General features: G+C 66.1%; 17 protein-coding genes. 5 read left to right on the top strand and 12 right to left on the bottom strand.

Annotated features, from left to right (window positions below):
* Positions 1-128: 128 nt before the first annotated feature.
* Positions 129-1,598: an aldehyde dehydrogenase family protein gene (locus JO391_RS16300; protein WP_220661497.1), complete on the bottom strand. Its 1,470-nt coding sequence runs from the start codon at positions 1,596-1,598 to the stop codon at positions 129-131.
* 219 nt (positions 1,599-1,817) lie between these two features.
* On the opposite strand from JO391_RS16300, the gene JO391_RS16295 reads away from it, so the two are divergent.
* Genes JO391_RS16295 through JO391_RS16285 form a run of 3 tightly spaced genes read left to right on the top strand, consistent with a single transcriptional unit; the run spans position 1,818 to position 4,284 of the window.
* Entirely contained in the window at positions 1,818-2,729 is a 912-nt protein-coding gene (locus tag JO391_RS16295; protein WP_220661496.1) for a glycosyltransferase family 92 protein, read from the top strand.
* A 48-nt stretch (positions 2,730-2,777) separates the two neighbouring features.
* Complete coding sequence (locus JO391_RS16290; protein ID WP_220661495.1) at positions 2,778-3,431, top strand: peroxiredoxin; 654 nt, start codon at positions 2,778-2,780, stop codon at positions 3,429-3,431.
* A gap of 28 nt (positions 3,432-3,459) precedes the next feature.
* Positions 3,460-4,284, top strand: a complete 825-nt coding sequence (locus tag JO391_RS16285) for a glycosyltransferase (RefSeq protein WP_220661494.1) — start codon at positions 3,460-3,462, stop codon at positions 4,282-4,284.
* A 2-nt stretch (positions 4,285-4,286) separates the two neighbouring features.
* Here the strand turns inward: JO391_RS16285 and JO391_RS16280 are convergent, their stop codons facing one another.
* From JO391_RS16280 to rpsO, 5 genes are all read right to left on the bottom strand, one after another.
* The gene (locus JO391_RS16280) at positions 4,287-5,477 is read right to left on the bottom strand and encodes a rhamnan synthesis F family protein (protein ID WP_220661493.1); all 1,191 of its coding nucleotides are present in this window, start codon (positions 5,475-5,477) and stop codon (positions 4,287-4,289) included.
* Between the two features lie 91 nt (positions 5,478-5,568).
* Positions 5,569-6,405: a glycosyltransferase family 2 protein gene (locus JO391_RS16275; protein ID WP_220661492.1), complete on the bottom strand. Its 837-nt coding sequence runs from the start codon at positions 6,403-6,405 to the stop codon at positions 5,569-5,571.
* Positions 6,406-6,470: 65 nt separating this feature from the next.
* Entirely contained in the window at positions 6,471-8,621 is a 2,151-nt protein-coding gene (gene pnp, locus JO391_RS16270) for a polyribonucleotide nucleotidyltransferase (protein ID WP_220661491.1), read from the bottom strand.
* A 177-nt stretch (positions 8,622-8,798) separates the two neighbouring features.
* Positions 8,799-9,788 (bottom strand): NAD(P)H-binding protein, encoded by a 990-nt coding sequence (locus JO391_RS16265; protein WP_220661490.1) that lies wholly within the window; start codon positions 9,786-9,788, stop codon positions 8,799-8,801.
* A 117-nt stretch (positions 9,789-9,905) separates the two neighbouring features.
* Entirely contained in the window at positions 9,906-10,175 is a 270-nt protein-coding gene (gene rpsO, locus JO391_RS16260) for a 30S ribosomal protein S15 (RefSeq protein ID WP_220661489.1), read from the bottom strand.
* Between the two features lie 300 nt (positions 10,176-10,475).
* Between rpsO and JO391_RS16255 the strand changes: the two genes are divergently transcribed.
* The gene (locus JO391_RS16255) at positions 10,476-11,522 is read left to right on the top strand and encodes a calcium-binding protein (RefSeq protein ID WP_220661488.1); all 1,047 of its coding nucleotides are present in this window, start codon (positions 10,476-10,478) and stop codon (positions 11,520-11,522) included.
* Between the two features lie 9 nt (positions 11,523-11,531).
* Here JO391_RS16255 and JO391_RS16250 read toward each other — a convergent pair whose 3' ends face one another.
* The 4 genes from JO391_RS16250 to rbfA form a co-directional block, all read right to left on the bottom strand.
* Entirely contained in the window at positions 11,532-12,038 is a 507-nt protein-coding gene (locus tag JO391_RS16250; protein WP_220661487.1) for a DUF1643 domain-containing protein, read from the bottom strand.
* A gap of 193 nt (positions 12,039-12,231) precedes the next feature.
* A complete protein-coding gene (gene truB / locus JO391_RS16245) occupies positions 12,232-13,134 on the bottom strand; it encodes a tRNA pseudouridine(55) synthase TruB (RefSeq protein WP_220661486.1) in 903 nt (300 codons plus the stop codon).
* Between the two features lie 2 nt (positions 13,135-13,136).
* Positions 13,137-13,862, bottom strand: a complete 726-nt coding sequence (locus JO391_RS16240; RefSeq protein WP_220661485.1) for a phosphodiester glycosidase family protein — start codon at positions 13,860-13,862, stop codon at positions 13,137-13,139.
* On the bottom strand, positions 13,859-14,269 hold the full coding sequence (rbfA, locus tag JO391_RS16235) for a 30S ribosome-binding factor RbfA (RefSeq protein WP_220664596.1): 411 nt from the start codon (positions 14,267-14,269) through the stop codon (positions 13,859-13,861). The genes JO391_RS16240 and rbfA overlap by 4 nt, the downstream gene beginning before the upstream one ends.
* Before the next feature lie 91 nt (positions 14,270-14,360).
* On the opposite strand from rbfA, the gene dapB reads away from it, so the two are divergent.
* Positions 14,361-15,173 (top strand): 4-hydroxy-tetrahydrodipicolinate reductase, encoded by an 813-nt coding sequence (gene dapB, locus JO391_RS16230; RefSeq protein WP_220661484.1) that lies wholly within the window; start codon positions 14,361-14,363, stop codon positions 15,171-15,173.
* A gap of 178 nt (positions 15,174-15,351) precedes the next feature.
* On the opposite strand, the gene JO391_RS16225 is transcribed toward dapB, so the two are convergent.
* Together JO391_RS16225 and JO391_RS16220 are read right to left on the bottom strand one after the other, a co-directional pair.
* Positions 15,352-16,428, bottom strand: coding sequence for a GSCFA domain-containing protein (locus JO391_RS16225; protein WP_220661483.1), 1,077 nt, complete (start codon positions 16,426-16,428; stop codon positions 15,352-15,354).
* Positions 16,425-17,147 carry a hypothetical protein gene (locus tag JO391_RS16220; protein WP_220661482.1) on the bottom strand — a complete coding sequence of 241 codons (723 nt, stop codon included), beginning with the start codon at positions 17,145-17,147 and terminating at the stop codon, positions 16,425-16,427. Before JO391_RS16220 ends, JO391_RS16225 begins: the two co-directional genes overlap by 4 nt.
* Positions 17,148-17,408: the final 261 nt, after the last annotated feature.

Genomic DNA, 17,408 nt, shown 5'->3' with positions numbered 1-17,408 from the left:
AGTCAGGATCGGCGCCCAGTTCCAGACCGCGACCGCAAAAAGTTGCCCGCCGCCTCATCTGTGCCGCAGCGTCCGGGCGCATTGCCCGCGCGGCACATCAAGGCCGCGCGGGTCGCGTCACCGGGGGCTTACTCCGCCGCGACATCCAGGGTGAAGTCGTAGCCGGAAATCCCCTTGGGCTCCAGGAACTCCTCGATCCCCCAGATCCCGCCCTCGCGGGCGCGGCCGGACTGTTTGACCCCGCCAAAGAAGCTGCCGGCCCCGCGCGACTTGCCGTTCATCTCGATCATGCCGGCCCGCAGCGCCCGTGCCATGCGGTTGGACCGCGCCGGATCGCCCGACTGCACATAGTTCGTCAGGCCATAGGGCGTGTCATTCGCGATGCGGATCGCCTCTTCCTCGGTCTCGAAGGGGATCATGCACAGCACCGGGCCGAAGATCTCTTCCTTCTCGATGGTCATGCCGGGCTTTACATCCGCAAAGATCGTGGGCTTCACATAGAAGCCCCGGTTGAACCCGTCCGGCAGGCCCGGCCCGCCCGTCACCAGCCGCGCGCCTTCGTCGATGCCCTTCTGGATATAGCCCTGGATCTGGTCCCACTGACGCTTGTTCACCACCGGGCCGATATGCGCCCCATGCTCGTGCGCCGGGCCGACCTTGATGCTCTCCGCCACCGCCACCGCCTTTTCGATGGTCTGGTCATAGACCGACCGTTCCACCAGAAGGCGCGAGGGTGCGTTGCAGGACTGCCCGGTGTTCTCCATCATCCGGCGCACAGACCGTTCCACCGCCTTGGCATCGGCATCGGCAAACAGCACGTTCGCGCCCTTGCCACCCAGTTCCAGCGTCACGCGCTTCAGCGTTTCGGCCGCGGCCTTGCTGATGGCGCGGCCCGCGCGGGTCGAGCCGGTGAAGGAAATCATCTCGACATCGGGGTGGGTCGAAAGCTGCGAGCCCACGCCCATGCCGTCGCCGTTCACCAGGTTGAACACGCCCGGGGGGATGCCGGCGTCGTGGCAGAACTCGGCAAACAGCATCGCGTTCAGCGGGCTTTCCTCCGACGGCTTCAGCACGCAGGTGCAGCCCGCCAGCATCGCCGGAATAGCCTTCAGGGCGATCTGGTTCACCGGCCAGTTCCAGGGCGTGATCAGGCCGACGACGCCGATCGGCTCCATCGCCACGGCGGGCTGCGCACGGTCGCGCGGGATGCTGGGGTCCAGCGGACGGATCCATTCGATCCGTTCGAAGGCCTTCAGGAAATTCACTGTGTGCCAGGGCAGGCAGGGCGCCTGGTCCGACAGCGCGAAGTCGATGGGCGCGCCCATCTCCATGCTGATCGCCTCGGCAAATTCCTGAAGCCGGGCGTTGTACTGGTCGAGGATCTTCGCCACCAGCCGCGCCCGTTCGGCGGGGGGCGTCGCAGCCCAGGCCGGGAAAGCGGCCTTGGCGGCGGCCACCGCGGCATCGGTATCGGCCTGGTCGCCCAGCGAGATCACAGCACAGGGCTCCTCGGTCGAGGGGTTGATCACCGCGCAGTCGCGGGCCTTGGCTGGCGCCACCCAGGCGCCGTTGATGTAGAACAGGCGTTTGTCGAGCATGGGAATCCCTCCGGTTTCCGGGTTGCGCGCATCGTCTCAGAGCCGCCGCGACGCGGCAAGAGGGTGTTGGCAAGATTTGATCAAATAACCGCCGAACTGCCCACGGCGCGGTCGCAGCGGCGGGTTCAGACACCCCGCATCCCCCGTGGGATGCTTCAGGGCCGAAAATGATGGGAGAATCCGGTTCAAAACCGGGACTGACGGGGCTAGGGAAGGAACATGTTCCGCTTTCTCTCGCGTCGCCAGATCACCCGCCTGTCGCTGGACCCGCCCAAACCACGCCCGGATCGGGCCGGTCTGGACGTGGTGCTGATCGTCAAGAACGAGGAACGCCACATCGCCGAATGGGCGCGCTTCCACCTTCTGGCCGGGGTCAGCCGGTTTCACGTCTATGACAACGGTTGCACCGACGGCACGATTGCCGAACTGCGCCGCACCGTGCCCCCGGACGCCCTGTCCGTCATCCCTTGGGACCAGAAGCTGCGCGACGGCTCGCGCGAGATCCACAACCAGGTGCTGGCCTATGCCCATGCGGTGCGCAACTTCGGCCCATCCTGCCGCTGGATGACCTTCATCGACGTGGACGAGTTCCTTGTCCCGAAGCGTGCCGCCAGCCTGCCAGAGGCGCTGGAGCCGCTGTCGAACTGCGCCTGCATCAGCCTGCCCTGGCACATGTTCGGCCGGTCGGGCCACACCGAAGCCCCGGCCGGCGGCGTGCTGGAAAACTACACTCGCCGCAACCCCGACCCGATGAGCGATGCCAAGGGCCTGCGGAACTTCAAGATGATCGTGGACCCCTGCCGCGTGGTGTCGATGAAGGTCCATACCATCGAGACCCTGGGCGAAGGCGGCACCTGCAACGACCGCGGCCAGCGGTTCCCGATGTCGGCCCGCGACAGCCGCGCCTTCTATTCGGCCGAGGCCATCCAGCTGAACCATTACTACACCCGGTCAGATGCCGAACTGCGCGCCAAGATCGCGCGCGGGCCGAACCTCACCACGCCCGATGCGGAACATCTTCGTCGCGTGATGCGCAAGGTCGAGAACATAGAAGCGGGCGAGGTCGAGGATCGGAGTGCAATTTCCTTCCTTGAACGCATCGGCGCGCGGGGCCTTGCGGGCCTGCCCTGAATGCGGGACAAATTGCGCCCAATCCCGCGCATGGATCAGGAGACCATCATGGCCCTTCGCATCAACGACACCGTTCCCGATTTCACCGCCGAAACCGATCAGGGCACCATCCATTTCCACGACTGGATCGGCGACAGCTGGGCGATCCTCTTCTCGCACCCCAAGGATTTCACCCCGGTCTGCACCACCGAATTCGGCGCCGTGGCGCGGCTGGCGGATGAATGGAAGAAGCGCAACACCAAGGTCATCGGCATCTCGGTCGATGGCGTGGCCGAACACCAGAAGTGGAAGGCCGACATCGAAAAGGCCGGCGGCGCCGCGCCCACCTTCCCGATCCTGGCTGACACCGGCCTGGAAATCGCCAAGGCCTTCGACATGTTGCCGGCCGATGCCTACCTGCCCGATGGCCGCACCCCGAACGACACCGCCACCGTCCGCGCCGTCTTCATCATCGGGCCGGACAAGAAGCTGAAGCTCAGCATGACCTACCCGATGACCGTGGGCCGCAACTTCGCCGAAGTCGTACGCGCGCTGGACGCGCTGCAAACCTCGACCGGGCGCGGCGTGGCCACCCCGGCCAACTGGGTGCCCGGCGGCGACGTCATCATCCCGGTCGCGGTGAACGACGAGGCGGCGAAGGAAAAGTTCGGCAGCTTCGAAAAGGTCCTGCCCTACCTGCGCTACACCAAGCTCAAGGACTGACATGGCCGGCGCACCGGGGGAACGGTCCATGCCGGGCTTCGAGCTTGTGATCTCGACCTACAACAACCCCCGGTCGCTCGCCCTGTGCCTCGACTCGCTGCGGCAGCAAAGGAAGCTGCCGCAGTCTGTGGCCTTCGCCGATGACGGGTCTGGGCTGGAAACGGCGGCGGTGATCGACGGCTTCCGCCTGACCGGCGTCACGGTCCGCCATGTCTGGCACCCCGACGACGGCTTCCGCAAATGCGAAATCCTGAACAAGGCCATCGCCAGTTCGGCCGCCGACTACCTCGTGCTGATCGACGGCGACATCCTGATGCACCCCGGATTCCTGGAACGCCACCTCACCCTCGCCCGGCCGGGCCAGTACCTCACCGGCTCGCTCATCCGCCTCAACGCCGATGCAACGTCCCGCGTGACGCCCGATCTGGTGCGCGATGGCACTGTGTTCCGCCAGGACTGGCTGCGCCGCAACGGTGCGCTCGGCAGCCTCAGCGCCTGGCTGAAATCCAGCCCGTTGCCCCTGCCTGCCATGGCCCTCATGGACCGGCTCTCGCCAGTCCGCCCTTCGCTCAGCGGCGCCAATGCCTCGGCCTTCCGCGCCGATCTTCTGCGCGTGGGCGGCTATGACGAGCGCATGAAGTACGGCGGCGAAGACAAGGAACTGGGCGAGCGCCTGCAGAACGCCGGCATCCGCGGCCGTCACCTGCGCTATACCGCGCCGGCGGTGCATCTGGACCACCCGCGCGGCTATGCCAACCCCGAGGACCGCGCCCGCAACCGCGCGCTACTGGCGCAGACCCGGCGCGACCGACTGACCCACACCGATTTCGGCATCGGCCGCCCGGCGGCCTGATCTCAGGCCGCGTCGGCCTGGGGCGGCTTGCGGCGATACATCTCGCGCGCCTCATCCAGGAACACCTTGGCCTCGGGCGAGGGATAGGTTTCCAGGAACCGGAACGTCGCCTGAGCCGAGGCTTCGTTCAGCACCACGGGCGACTTCTTCAGGAAGTTGCCGGTCCTCTCCGTAATGTCAAACGGCGCCAGCGCATAGGCCGGCCCCTGCTTCACCACCGCGCGCAGGATCAGGTTGCGCAGCGCAGGTCCGTCCGTCGCCTTGTCCGCCAGCACCGCCGCCTGTTCGGCCCGCAACGGTGCCGAGGCAGGGATCACGATCTCTTCCGCGATCCGCCGCAGGTGATCCTCTGGCAGTTCCGCCAGCAGCGGCCCCAGCTTGGCCGAAGCCAGCGTCGCGGCATGGCTGAACCCCGACGCCATCACCATGCGCGACAGCCCGATCTCGCCCCGCACGATGGTGGTGGGCTTGTCGTCCGTGGCGCGATAGTTCCGCCAGAAGGCCGCGAACTCCGGCGACTGCACCAGCCGCCCGCTCATCAGGATCGAAAACGAGCAATAGTGGAAGATCCGGTAGTTCGGGTCGATCACCCAAGGGTCCTTGCGAAAATCCCACTTGCCGTCCGGGTCCATGCCGCAATGGCTGACCGATCCCACATAGTCGGCCCCCAAGCCCTCGGCCTCCTTCAACCAGTCCCGGTCCGGGTTCAGCGGGAACCAGGTGGAATCGTTGAAGAAGGCCAGGTGGTCGATCTGGTTCACATGCGGAAGGATGAAGCGGACCCCGTCGCGGTAGCCGCCGAAATCATATCCGAAGTTCGGCCGCGTGATCAGCGCGGCGCTGCGGTCCAGAATGTCCCTCTCGGCCTCGGCCGGCAGCTTCAGGTTGGTCACCACCACGGGCACGTAGCCGCACTGCCGAATGTAATCCAGCGCGATCAGGTGAGACGGCAGCAACCCATTCGCCGGATAGATCACATAGATCGCCACCCGGTTCGTCAGCGTCAGCGCCCCCGCCTTGCGCACCACCTTCGGGTCGATGACGTGGCGCAGGTACAGTTGCATCGCCGCAACCCCGGTCGTGCGCAGGCAAAAGTCGTCGATCTGCCGCCCGACGCGAAACGCCTCCCGCTTCACCTTCCACCACGGCGGCGGAAAGCTGATCTTGGAACTTCCGTCCAGTACCCGTCTCATTCTTCAGCCACTCGCCTTTAGATTGTTTGGCAGTCTTGGGCGCAGCCTATCGGCTGCGCAACTCGAAAGCACCGGCCACAAGCAAAGATCATCACGTTACCGAAGTCTTGCTCATGGACAGCGCACCCATGATGCGCCCGATGGCTTCGTCGCGATGTTCGGCTCCGGTCCAGGACTTGGGCGAGACAAGATGGCTGATGCCGTCCCACAACGCACTCAGCAAGGGCAGGGGCCGTCCGTGCTTGCGCCCCACATGCACCCGCGCGCGCGCCCATTGATAGCCCTTCCATCTCGAGGTCGCGGCGGAAGGCGCCGAGCCCCGTCCGTTGGTATGGAAAGCCCGCGCCCCCGGCACCACAAAGACCGGACCCCAGGCCTTGCGCAGCCGCAAGCTGAGGTCATCGTCCTCGAAATACAGAAAGATCGCCGGGTCAAAGCCCCCCACCGCCTCGAAGGCCGCGCGGCGCACCAGCAGCACAGCGCCGGACAGAACGCCCACCTCGCGGTCCTCCGGACCCGGATCGCGCGGCGGCTTCTTCGCTCCCGGCAACAGGTAGGAATTGCGCTTGTAGCGTGGCCGCCCGTCCTCGTGCACCAGCATCGGACCGAAGGCCGCGCCCTCGGGATGTCGCCCCGCCGCCGCCATCAGCGCATCCAGTGCGCCAGGCTCCAGCCGCGCATCGGGGTTGATGAACAGCAGGAACTCGGTCGTCACGCCCTCGGCGCCCAGGTTGCAGCCCCGGCCGAACCCAAGGTTCGCGCCCGGCCTCCGCACCGGAATCCCTGCCTGCGCTGCCCAGGCGCGCAATCCGTCATCGGGCCCATTGTCCACGATGACCAGCGGCACCCCGTCGGGCAGGCTGCGCACCATGTCGGGGATTACCCCGAAACTCCCATAGGCAACCGTTATGGCGGTGACTGTCGGCATCTCAACCTTGCGAAAGGCCCCGGCGTTTCCACCGGGGCCCCTGGTTTCTTCCCCGCGGGGAAGGATCAGGCCTCGGCGGCCTCTTCCTTTTCCTTCTTCTCCGGCGCGATTTCCTCGCCGGTCTCCTGATCGACCATCTTCATGCCAAGGCGCACCTTGCCACGGTCGTCAAAGCCCAGGAGCTTGACCTTCACTTCCTGGCCTTCCTTCAGGATCTCGTTCGGATGCGTCAGGCGCTTGTTGGCGATCTGGCTCACATGCACCAGGCCATCGCGCTTGCCGAAGAAGTTCACGAAGGCGCCGAAGTCGACCAGCTTGACCACCTTGCCGGTGTAGATCTTGCCCTCTTCCGGCTCGGCCACGATCGACCAGATCATGTCATAGGCCTTCTTGATGGCATCGGCCGAGGACGAGGCGATCTTGATCGTGCCGTCGTCGTTGATGTCCACCTTGGCGCCCGAAACTTCCACGATCTCGCGGATGACCTTGCCGCCCGACCCGATCACTTCGCGGATCTTGTCGGTCGGAATGGACATGGTCTCGATCTTCGGGGCATAGGCGCCCATGGCCTGCGGCCCCGACAGGGCCTTGCCCATCTCGCCCAGGATGTGCAGCCGGCCGTCCTTGGCCTGCGCCAAAGCCTGCTCCATGATCTCGGGCGTGATGCCCGCGACCTTGATGTCCATCTGCAGGCTGGTGATGCCGTCCGCGGTGCCCGCGACCTTGAAGTCCATGTCGCCGAGGTGGTCCTCGTCGCCCAAGATGTCGGTCAGCACGGCCCAACGTCCGTCATCTTCCAGGATCAGGCCCATCGCCACGCCCGCGACCGGCGCCTTCAGCGGCACGCCCGCGTCCATCATGGACAGCGATCCGCCGCAGACCGAAGCCATCGAGGACGAACCGTTCGATTCGGTGATCTCGCTGACGACGCGGATGGTGTAGGGGAACTCGGTCGGAGCCGGCAGCACCGCCTGAAGCGCGCGCCAGGCCAGCTTGCCGTGGCCGATCTCGCGGCGGCCGGGCGAACCCACGCGACCCACTTCGCCGACCGAATAGGGCGGGAAGTTGTAGTGCAGCAGGAAGTTCGACCGGAAATTCCCGTTCAGCGCGTCGATGATCTGCTCATCCTCGCCGGTGCCCAGGGTGGTCACGACCAGCCCCTGAGTCTCGCCGCGGGTGAACAGCGCCGAACCGTGGGTGCGCGGCAGAAGGCCGGTTTCCACCACGATCGGGCGGACGGTCTTGTTGTCGCGGCCGTCGATGCGGGCACCGCCGTTGATGATGTCGCCGCGCAGGATCGACGATTCCAGCTTCTTGATCGCCGCGCCGAGGTTGGCGTCAGCCTTGTCCTCGTCCGACAGCGCCGCCACGATGGCATCCGCCGCCGCGTCGATGGCGTTCGTGCGGTCCTGCTTGTCGCGGATGGCGAAAGCCGCGCGCATCTGCGCCTCGCCTGCCGCCTTCACCTTCTCATACAGCGCCGAGTAATCCGGCGGGCTGAAGTCGAAGGGCTCCTTCGCCGATTCCTCGGCAAAACCGATGATCAGGTCGATCACCGGCTGCATCGCCTCGTGGCCGAACTTCACCGCACCCAGCATTTCGGCCTCGGTCAGCTCGTAGGCTTCCGATTCCACCATCATCACGGCGGTCTTGGTGCCGGCGATGACCAGGTCCAGCCGCTGGTCGGGCTTGTTGCGCAGCTGGGTCATGTCGTCCATGGGCGGGTTCAGCACATACTGGCCGTCCACAAAGCCCACGCGCGCCGCACCGATCGGGCCCATGAAGGGCACGCCGGAAATGGTCAGCGCAGCCGAAGCCGCGATCATCGCCACAATGTCGGGGTCGTTGATCAGGTCGCAGGACAGCACGGTCGCCATGACCAGAACTTCATTGCGGAAGCCTTCCACGAACAGCGGACGGCAGGGCCGGTCGATCAGGCGCGACACCAGCGTTTCCTTCTCGGAAGGCCGCGCCTCGCGCTTGAAGAAGCCGCCCGGAATCTTGCCGGCGGCATAGTATTTTTCCTGGTAGTGCACGGTCAGCGGAAAGAAGTCCTGACCCGGCTTCGCGGTCTTGGCGAAGGTCACGTTTGCCATGACCGAGGTCTCGCCCAGCGTGGCAATGACCGATCCGTCGGCCTGCCGCGCAACCTTCCCCGTTTCCAGCGTGAGCGTCTCGTTGCCCCACTGGATCGATTTCTTCGTGATATTGAACATCCGGTTTCCTCTTGCGGGCTCTCCCGTCCCCTGACGGGTCCCGCGTCCTATGGCGGCCCCATTGCCGCCGCCCCAATCCTTCGCATGTGCCCGGGGCCCTGGGCGTCACGTCACAGATGGGCGGGGCCTTTACAGCAAACAAGCCCGTTTGGAAAGCCGCGACGTCACGAAGCCCTCTCAGAACACCGCGTGCGCCCCGCGGTCGTCGCCCACCTCGCCCCGCAACAGCGCCGCATAATGCGCCTCCAGCCGGTCCGCTCCGAACTCCGGCGTGGCCCCGTCATCATAGCGTCCCGCCGCCCGGTCCCAGACCAGCATCGACTCGGTCGCATAATAACGCCCGATCCGCGCCAGCTCGGCCTTGGCGGCCATCCGGGGCGACACCCGGCCCAGCATGGACAGCAGCCCGACGATCCCGTCCATCAGCCGCACCGGCACCTGCCGCACTGGCACAGGCCGACCCAGCAGCCGCTCCAGCATCGCCGCCTGGTCGCGCGGCGTGATCGCCGGTCCCGGCCCGCCCACCGGCAGCACCTTCCGCCAAAGCGATGGGTCCTCCAGACACTGCACCAGGAACCGCGCCAGATCGGCATCCGAGATCGGCTTGCAGGCCGTGCCCCGCCCGTCGCCGAACACCAGGAAAGACCGTCCCTCGCGCACCCGCGCCACCTGCCCGGACAACGACTTGAAGAACGCCGTCGGCCGCACGATCACCCAGTCCAGCGGCGCCGTCCTCAGCTCCGCCTCGAACTCCAGCTTCGCCCCCTGAAAGGCCAGCGCCGGCTTCTGCACGCAGATCGCCGACAGCAGCACGAAACGCCCCACGCCCGCCGCCACCGCCGCGCGCAGCGCCGCCGCATTGGCGTCGCGGTCCACCGCACGCGCCTCCTCGGGCGCCCCCGTGCGGCTCGCCAGGCACGAGACCACCGCCGACACCGGCCCATCGCCCGCCGCCAGCGCCCTTGCCAGGTCGCCCGGCGCCCCCGCCAGCCCGGTAACGATCCGGCACCCCTCCAGCCCGCGCGCCTCCGATCCAGGCCGCACCAGCGCCGTCACCTCGTGACCCGCCGCGCACAACGCCCGCGCCGTCGCGCGGCCGATCGTGCCGGTTCCCCCCAGAAGCAGGACGCGCAGGAAGGGAGGGGCAGGGTGGTCCGGTCCGGTCATGGCCGCATCCTATCAGCCGCCCGCGCCCCGGCCAGAGCCAATCGCCCAAACGAAACCCGCCCGCAGCGGGGCTGCGGGCGGTCTGTCAGTCCGTACCGGACTTCCGGCAGAAAGGGCTCAGCGGCGCAGGCCCAGGCGCGAGATCAGCGACTGATAACGGCCCTCGTCCTTCTTCTTCAGATAGTCCAGCAGCTTGCGGCGCTGCGCCACCAGCATCAGCAGGCCGCGACGCGAGTGGTTGTCGTTCTTGTGGCTCTTGAAATGCTCGGTCAGCGTCGCGATGCGCGACGACAGGATGGCAACCTGCACCTCGGGCGAACCGGTGTCGCCGTCCTTGGTGGCATAGTCCTTGATGAGCCGGGTCTTCTCTTCGACCGTGATCGACATCGGGATCTCCTTAGGTCAGATGTGACGGCACAAGCCGGGATGTCGTCCAGCAAGGCCCTTGGTCTCCGCCGCCTGGCGGATGCGCGCCATTAGCCGAAGTCGCGGCAAAAGGAAAGACCTGCCGCACCCCGGCTTCCGTTAACCAGCTTTCCAGATTCCGGGCTCCCAGCCCGTGCAGGCCGTGGAACCGCCCGCCGGTCTCTGGCAGGATGCCTATGGGTACGTGGGTGATCTCCAGAAGGATGTCGAACCTCGGCACCGGCGCGCGGCAGAACCGCTCCCGGTGCGGGAGCTTCTGTCATGCTTGGTCTCTTGGGTCTGTTCGGTGCGTTGATGGCCAGCGTCGTGGCCGATCACGGTCATGACGGGGATGAAGAACCGGAGGATGCCGCGCCGGATGCCTCGCCCGGCGCCGGTTCTGCAACCCCGGATGGCAGCGAAGACGGCGATCCGCCCGCCGACCTGCTGGATTGGTCCCCCGACACCGCCGCCGCGCCCGAAACTGCGCCCGAAACTGCGCCCGAAACCACCCCTGATGCCACCCCAGACCCGGCCACAGATGCCGCGCCGGACGGCCAGGCCATTGCCGGCAAGGATCGCGATGACATCCTCGACGGCACCTCGGGCGATGACAGCATGGCTGGCGCCGGTGGCAATGATCAGATGAACGGCCGCGAGGGCGACGACCTGATGACCGGCGGCTCCGGCATCGACCGCCTCTTCGGCGCCGAGGGCGATGATTCTCTGTCTGGCAACGGCGGCGCCGACATCCTGAACGGCGGCGACGGCGCCGATGCGCTGACCGGCGCGCGCGGCGCCGATGACCTGCAGGGTGGCGCAGATGCCGACCGTCTTGCCGGCGGGCAGGGCGACGATTCGCTCGGCGGCGGCAGCGGCGACGACCGTCTCCACGGCGGCGCCGGGAACGACTGGCTCGCCGGCAACGATGGCGACGACCGGCTGACCGGCGGCGCCGGCTCCGATACGCTGGATGGCAACAACGGCAACGACAGGCTCTCCGGCGCCGGCGATGACGCCTCCGATTTCCTGAATGGCGGCGCGGGCGATGACAGCCTCATGCTCGGCGCAGGCGATTTCGGCCATGGCGGCGACGGCGCCGACCGCTTCACCGTCACCACGGATGGGCCAGAGGCGCTTCCTCAGGTCAGCGACTTCGACGCCGAAGAAGATCACCTCGTCGTGGTCTATGATGCCGCCGCCCATCCCGATCCGACACTGACTCTGGAACCGGGCGAACACGGCGCCACCCTTCTGCTCGACGGGATGCCGGTCGCCCAGGTCCAGGGACAGCTCACGCTGGACGCCATCACCCTGCTCGCCGCCTGACCCCCGCCCTCAGCCCCAGGGCATCGGCTGGACGTCATAGCCGATGTACAGCGGGTGCTTCGGCTGGCCATCCTTCGTCAGCCCCAGGTGATGCAGCGGCACTCCCGTGCCGCGCAGCAGCGCCTCCACCGCCCGCCCGCGGTCCAGATGCGCGCCATGCGTGCCCCAGGCACATATCACCCGGTCTGCCCAGGACACCGAGTCGCGGATCGCCGCATCGTTCCCCGGCCCCACCGGATCGGCCGCCGCGCGCATCACCTTCGGATCGGTGGCGCGAAAGGCAAAGATGTTCGTCACGCGAAACGCGCCGAAACCCAATGCCCGCGCCCGCCGCTCGCAGCGCTCCACCGTCGGGTCATTCTGCACCTCGGTCGCGGTCGAGGGGTTCAGCATCACGAACAGCGCCTTCGCACCGGCCGGGTCCCAGACCCGCGTCAACAGATAGCGATAGCTTTCGCAGGGCGAATACACCGCCTCGCTTTCGGCATCTCCCTTCAGATGGCGCCTTACGATCATCCGCCTCTCCCGGCCCCGCCGCCGGGGGACTTCACGTCCCCCGGACCCCCTGTGGAGTATTTCCCCAAAGAAGAAACCCCGCTTCTTCTTTGCTCAAATACTCATCTACTTCTGTCGGGCCAGCGCGCCGCCGGACATCCGGGCCGCGGCAGCGCCGTCGGGGCAGGTTCGATGCCCGCCCCGACGGCACCCCTCAGACAAAGACCCGCGCCGGGTGCAACTCGCCCGCCCGGTAAGTTCCCACCGCCACCGCCCGGCCCTGGAAACTTGCCCAGGCCTCGTCGCCGTAGTCCACCGAAGAGGTCAGCACCATGCCCGGATTGCCATGCCGCAGCCGTACCGCGCCCTCCGCCGTGGCGGGCAGTTCCGGCAACCCGCTCAGCCCCAGCTCCAAGGGCTTCACCAGCGCGTCGATCTCGTCGGTCCGCGCCAGCCGGTCGATCTCGTCCAAACTCACCGCGTCGTCCACAGAGAACGGCCCCGACCAGACCCGCCGCAACCAGGCGACATGGCCCAGGCACCCCAGAACCTGGCCGAGGTCGCGCGCGATGGACCGCACGTAACCGCCCTTCCCGCAAACCATCTCCAGATCCACATGGTCCGCATCCGGCCGCCCCGTCACCTCCAGCCGCTCCACCCACAGGGGCCGCGCCGCCAGCTCGAAATCCTCGCCCTCGCGCGCCAGGTCATAGGCCCGCTCGCCCTCGACCTTCACCGCCGACACGCGCGGCGGCACCTGAAGGATATCACCCCGGAACCCCGCCAGCGCCGCCTCCAGCGCGGCGTCCGCTGGCCGCAGCGGCGACCGCGCCAGCACCTCACCCGCCGCATCGTCGGTCGAGGTCGCCGCGCCAAAAGCCACCCGGAAGCGATAGCACTTCAGCGCATCGGTCACATAGGGCACCGTCTTGGTCGCCTCCCCCAAAGCCACCGCCAGCACGCCAGTCGCATCCGGGTCCAGCGTCCCCGCATGGCCCGCCTTCTGCGCCTCAAACGCCCATTTCACCTTGTTCACCACGGCCGTGGACCCCACCCCCGCCGGCTTGTCCACCACCACCCAGCCCGAGACCGGCCGGCCCTTCTTGCCCCGCGCCATCGCTACTCCTTCGGCACCACGGTTCCCACGATCGGCCCCATGGAAAAGCCGAAGTCGCTGCGCCCCAGCTCCGGCGCGTACAGCCGCGAGATCGAGCCGTCCAGGTACAGCGCATCCCGCGCCCCCAGCCCGTTCCGGAACATCCGCGCGAAACTGTCGAAGTTCACCGCCCGGTCGGAAATGGCAAACCATGCGGTCTGCCCATCCGCACTGACCCCCACCCCATTGCGCACATACACAGATGGCGAGTCGGGGATCAGCTTCGGATGCAACTCGCCGTCAATCACCAGCATCGGCCCCGATTGCGTGGCATAGCGGCACGCCCGCCCCGCCTTCGCAAAGGCGCGCGATTCCACCACCGCAAACCCCTCGCCCACGCAGAACACCCCGTTCGGCAGCAGGCCAAAGTTCCCCGGCCCATCCCGCGTCACCAGCCGCGTGACCTCGCGCCCATCCTCGACATACAGCCCCACCGGCGACAGGTCGCGGTGATACATCCCCGCGTTCATCGCGAATCCCAGCTGCTTGCCCTCGGCCGCCAGGGCCGCATTCACCGCACGGAAGCTGCCATACACCCCATCCGGCCCCTCAAGGAACAGCCGCAGATCCTCGCCTGCCCGCACCTCGCAGACCGTGTAGGGCATCCCCTCAAAGGCGAACGGCGCACAAGCCGCACCTGCCGCACCAGGCACCAGCCCGGCCAGCGCCACCCACAGCCCGCGCATCATTCCTCGTCCGGCGTATCCAGATCCCGCCGCACCCGCTCATCGGCGAACATGCGCCGCGTCTCGTCCAGCCGGTCAAAGGTCTCGTCCGCCCGGAACCGCAGATCCGGCGCGTATTTCAGCCGCATCGCCCCGGCCACATGGTGGCGCAACTCGCCCCGGTGCCGGGCCAGCGCGGCAATCGCCACGTCAACCGGCGCCGTGCCCAGCAGCGGCATCACATAGACCGTGGCCACCTTCAGGTCGGGCGACACCGACACCTCCCCCACCGTGATCGGAATCACGTTCAGGTCCGGGTCATGCACATCGCCACGCGCCAGCACCTCCGACAAGGTGCGGCGGATCAGTTCGCCCACCCGCAACTGCCGCTGCGACGGGCCGTTCGTGCTGGAAGGACGGCGGTTCGACATGGCCCCCCCATAGGCGCAATCGCCCGAAACCGCAACGCCGGGCTTGAGCCGCCCGCCCGAACCCGCCACAAAGCGCCAAACGGAGGATACCATGACAGACCTGCCCGCCATCACCATCGCCGGCGCCTCCGGCCGCATGGGCCGCATGCTCACCGCCACCGTGCTGGCCGCCCCCGACCGCGCCCGCCTCGTCGCCGTGCTGGAACGCCCCGGCCACCCCTGGGTCGGCCAGGACCTGGGCACCGTCACCGGCGGCGCCCCCCTCGGCCTCACCGTCACCGACGATCCGCTGGAAGCCCTCGCCCAGTCGCAGGCGCTCCTCGATTTCACCTCCCCCGCCGCCACGGTGGAGCTTTCCGCCCTCGCCGCCCAGGCCCGCGCCGTCCATGTCATCGGCACCACCGGGCTTGAACCCCATCACCTGGCGAAGATCAGCGCCGCCGCCCGCCATGCCGTCGTCGTCCGCGCCGGCAACATGAGCCTTGGCGTCAACCTCCTCGTCCGCCTGACGCAAAAGGTCGCCCAGGCGCTGGATGCCGATTGGGATATCGAGATCGTCGAAGCCCACCACCGCATGAAGGTCGATGCCCCCTCGGGCACCGCACTCATGCTGGGCGAGGCCGCCGCCGAAGGCCGCGGCGCCCCGCTGTCAGACCTCCGCACCCCGGCGCGAGAGGGCATCACCGGCGCCCGCAAGCACGGCACCATCGGCTTCTCCGCCATCCGCGGCGGCGACGTGGTGGGCGAACACGACGTCATCTTCGCCGCCGACGGCGAACGCATCGTGCTCCGCCACCTCGCCACCGACCGCAGCATCTTCGCCCGGGGAGCGCTGAAGGCCGCGCTGTGGGGCCAGGGCAAGAAGCCTGGCGAGTACGACATGATGGACGTGCTGGGGTTGTGAGGGGGTAGGGTGGGTGGAACCCACCACGCGACGGCTTACCCCGAGCGCCGGAACCCCCGCCAGGGCTGGTTTCCAACCCAACATGCCCGCCTGGCGAGCCAATCACCCCCGCCGGGAAGCCACTGGGCGTTCCCGGCGCGAATAGAGGGGAGGAACCCCGCCCGAGGGCTTGCTTTGTTCAGTGATCGCTGATTGCAGCTTCGTCACACAAGAGCTCAACCTTGTCTTCCATATCGTCCATATGGTTGGCAGCGCCAGTCACCCTTGGCGCAGAACGAACCTGAACATCTTCCACCTTTTGGTCCGCAAAGTGACGAAGGAAGAGCCGCATGACATGGTCCACGCCCTTCTGCCGCACTTCCCGGCAATCGTCCTCGTAGTACTGACCTCGTACATGTGGACTGGTGATGATCTCGTAGGATGGAAAGTAGACGCAATCGCTCAACTCGCGAGTTGCTTTTTCCGCTGCGATCCGCAAGACCGCCTTCGACCACGTTGTCGAAAGAAGAACGTGACGGTCTTCATATGTCGCGTTTAGGGGCACGGGTGAGACTGTAAGAATAATCCGAACCTTGGGGTTGATCGAACGAATGAGGCTCAAGGCCGCTCGCAGATCCTCGAAGCTCTGGACTTCGTCATAGTTTTCGAACTTCACCAGGCTTGGGTCGTAGATTCCTCCGGCGACGCCTGGCGCCAGCGGGAACACGGCACCATCGCGGGAGTCTGCCCAGGTCTCTGTCAAGCCGAGAGTGAAAACGAACACGTCCATCTTCTCGATCGCGTCCCGGACGCAAGCCAGGTGATGGGCACGGTCTGCCTGAAGTTCGTTCTCATTGAGGAAGCCACCGGGATGGATCTGTGGCCGAAACGGATCCACAACGCCCTTCCCGTTTGGCCCGGGCCACGTGCTTTCTATGGGCACAAAACTTCCATATGCGCGCTGAATCAGTTGCAACAACTGCCGTGCCGTATAGATGTTCCCATAGCGTGCTGAAAACAGGCCGTAGTTGTACTTCCTTGCCGCGTCCTTCATGACAATCGGATGAGCCGGCTCGGCAATGTAGTGATTGTATCCGGATTGTGACATGAACCTTGCAACATGCTGCGCAAAGCAACTTCCGGCTGTCACAATCCGATCACTGCGGCTCAAGCTGAACGGCGCTTCTCCAACAGGGTCAAGCTTGTGAGGCTCCGTTACTCCAGGTTCTCTGTTCCAGAACTGACGGCGCGGCGCACCAGCATATGGATGCCTCATCTTGGCTTCATCGCTCCTTGAAGGACAAGGTCAAGCATGATCTTGCCGTATTGCGGGTTTGCGTGCGACGGATCGTTTGCGTAGAGCCCCTTCTTCAGAAAGCCCCGATCATCAAGGGTTTCCGCGGCCGCTTCAATGACAGGTGCATTGAGAGCAGCAGCAAACTCCTTGAAGACTTGGCATTCCATTTCGTAGAGTTGAAGCCGAAGGGCGTCGGGGGCCGGTCCAAGATGCAACTTGTCTTCGAACACCCCAGGAAACTCAAGCAAGTGCTCCCAATCAGAGATGGGCGGAGGCGGCATCAGGAAGAGAGGCCGGGCACTTGGAAAGACAGAAAGAAGGGCTTCCGCGATCTTCGGGACCTTGTGAAGTCTCTCTCGGAACGAATCTTGCACCACCGAATGGGGTATAAACCATCTCCCCGCCTGTTGATCGGGGATGGAGCCGGTTCTGGATCCCCCAATGGAGAACGGAATAGGATGCTCCAGAAGCCCTAGCATGTTGTGCTCATTGCCCTGCAGGCAAAGGCAAATCGCGTCAGGGCACTTCTGCTTCGCCCCCTCCAGCACCATCGTCGCAACCGATTCCGGCGATGCAGATCGGAAGCCTGGAAATTTTCTTATGCTTACGACTTCGACATTGTCGTTGCCAGCTTTCAGGGCCGCCGTCGCAAGGCACTGAACATGGCTGTGCCCGACAATCAGAACATTACGGTCCACAAGACGATATCCTTACTCGTTACGATTCGAAGTGATAGTTTGGTCGCCACATCTCTGCAAGAGGGCAGCGCGGTGTTCCAAACAAGACCATGGCCAATCAATCGTGTCGCCGGCGCATCGCTTGGCATTTAATCTACATAGGTGAATAAAAGATGGTCAGCTGGCGAATATCTCTTGCAGGGTGCACACTCGTACTCGCCATCCCTCCTGGTTGTTCTGGAGGTACACTAGCGAGACAAGGTGCGCGCTCTCACGCACCGT

It is taken from the genome of Neotabrizicola shimadae, from assembly GCF_019623905.1.
Lineage (GTDB): Bacteria > Pseudomonadota > Alphaproteobacteria > Rhodobacterales > Rhodobacteraceae > Neotabrizicola > Neotabrizicola shimadae.
This window is presented reverse-complemented; position numbering and strand designations above follow the sequence as displayed.

Excerpts from the sequence above, each read along its gene's own strand:
- JO391_RS16300 (WP_220661497.1), bottom strand. The coding sequence starts at position 1,598 with ATGCTCGACAAACGCCTGTTCTACATCAACGGCGCCTGGGTGGCGCCA.
- JO391_RS16295 (WP_220661496.1), top strand. The coding sequence starts at position 1,818 with ATGTTCCGCTTTCTCTCGCGTCGCCAGATCACCCGCCTGTCGCTGGAC.
- JO391_RS16290 (WP_220661495.1), top strand. The coding sequence starts at position 2,778 with ATGGCCCTTCGCATCAACGACACCGTTCCCGATTTCACCGCCGAAACC.
- JO391_RS16285 (WP_220661494.1), top strand. The coding sequence starts at position 3,460 with ATGCCGGGCTTCGAGCTTGTGATCTCGACCTACAACAACCCCCGGTCG.
- JO391_RS16280 (WP_220661493.1), bottom strand. The coding sequence starts at position 5,477 with ATGAGACGGGTACTGGACGGAAGTTCCAAGATCAGCTTTCCGCCGCCG.
- JO391_RS16275 (WP_220661492.1), bottom strand. The coding sequence starts at position 6,405 with ATGCCGACAGTCACCGCCATAACGGTTGCCTATGGGAGTTTCGGGGTA.
- pnp (WP_220661491.1), bottom strand. The coding sequence starts at position 8,621 with ATGTTCAATATCACGAAGAAATCGATCCAGTGGGGCAACGAGACGCTC.
- JO391_RS16265 (WP_220661490.1), bottom strand. The coding sequence starts at position 9,788 with ATGACCGGACCGGACCACCCTGCCCCTCCCTTCCTGCGCGTCCTGCTT.
- rpsO (WP_220661489.1), bottom strand. The coding sequence starts at position 10,175 with ATGTCGATCACGGTCGAAGAGAAGACCCGGCTCATCAAGGACTATGCC.
- JO391_RS16255 (WP_220661488.1), top strand. The coding sequence starts at position 10,476 with ATGCTTGGTCTCTTGGGTCTGTTCGGTGCGTTGATGGCCAGCGTCGTG.
- JO391_RS16250 (WP_220661487.1), bottom strand. The coding sequence starts at position 12,038 with ATGATCGTAAGGCGCCATCTGAAGGGAGATGCCGAAAGCGAGGCGGTG.
- truB (WP_220661486.1), bottom strand. The coding sequence starts at position 13,134 with ATGGCGCGGGGCAAGAAGGGCCGGCCGGTCTCGGGCTGGGTGGTGGTG.
- JO391_RS16240 (WP_220661485.1), bottom strand. The coding sequence starts at position 13,862 with ATGATGCGCGGGCTGTGGGTGGCGCTGGCCGGGCTGGTGCCTGGTGCG.
- rbfA (WP_220664596.1), bottom strand. The coding sequence starts at position 14,269 with ATGTCGAACCGCCGTCCTTCCAGCACGAACGGCCCGTCGCAGCGGCAG.
- dapB (WP_220661484.1), top strand. The coding sequence starts at position 14,361 with ATGACAGACCTGCCCGCCATCACCATCGCCGGCGCCTCCGGCCGCATG.
- JO391_RS16225 (WP_220661483.1), bottom strand. The coding sequence starts at position 16,428 with ATGAGGCATCCATATGCTGGTGCGCCGCGCCGTCAGTTCTGGAACAGA.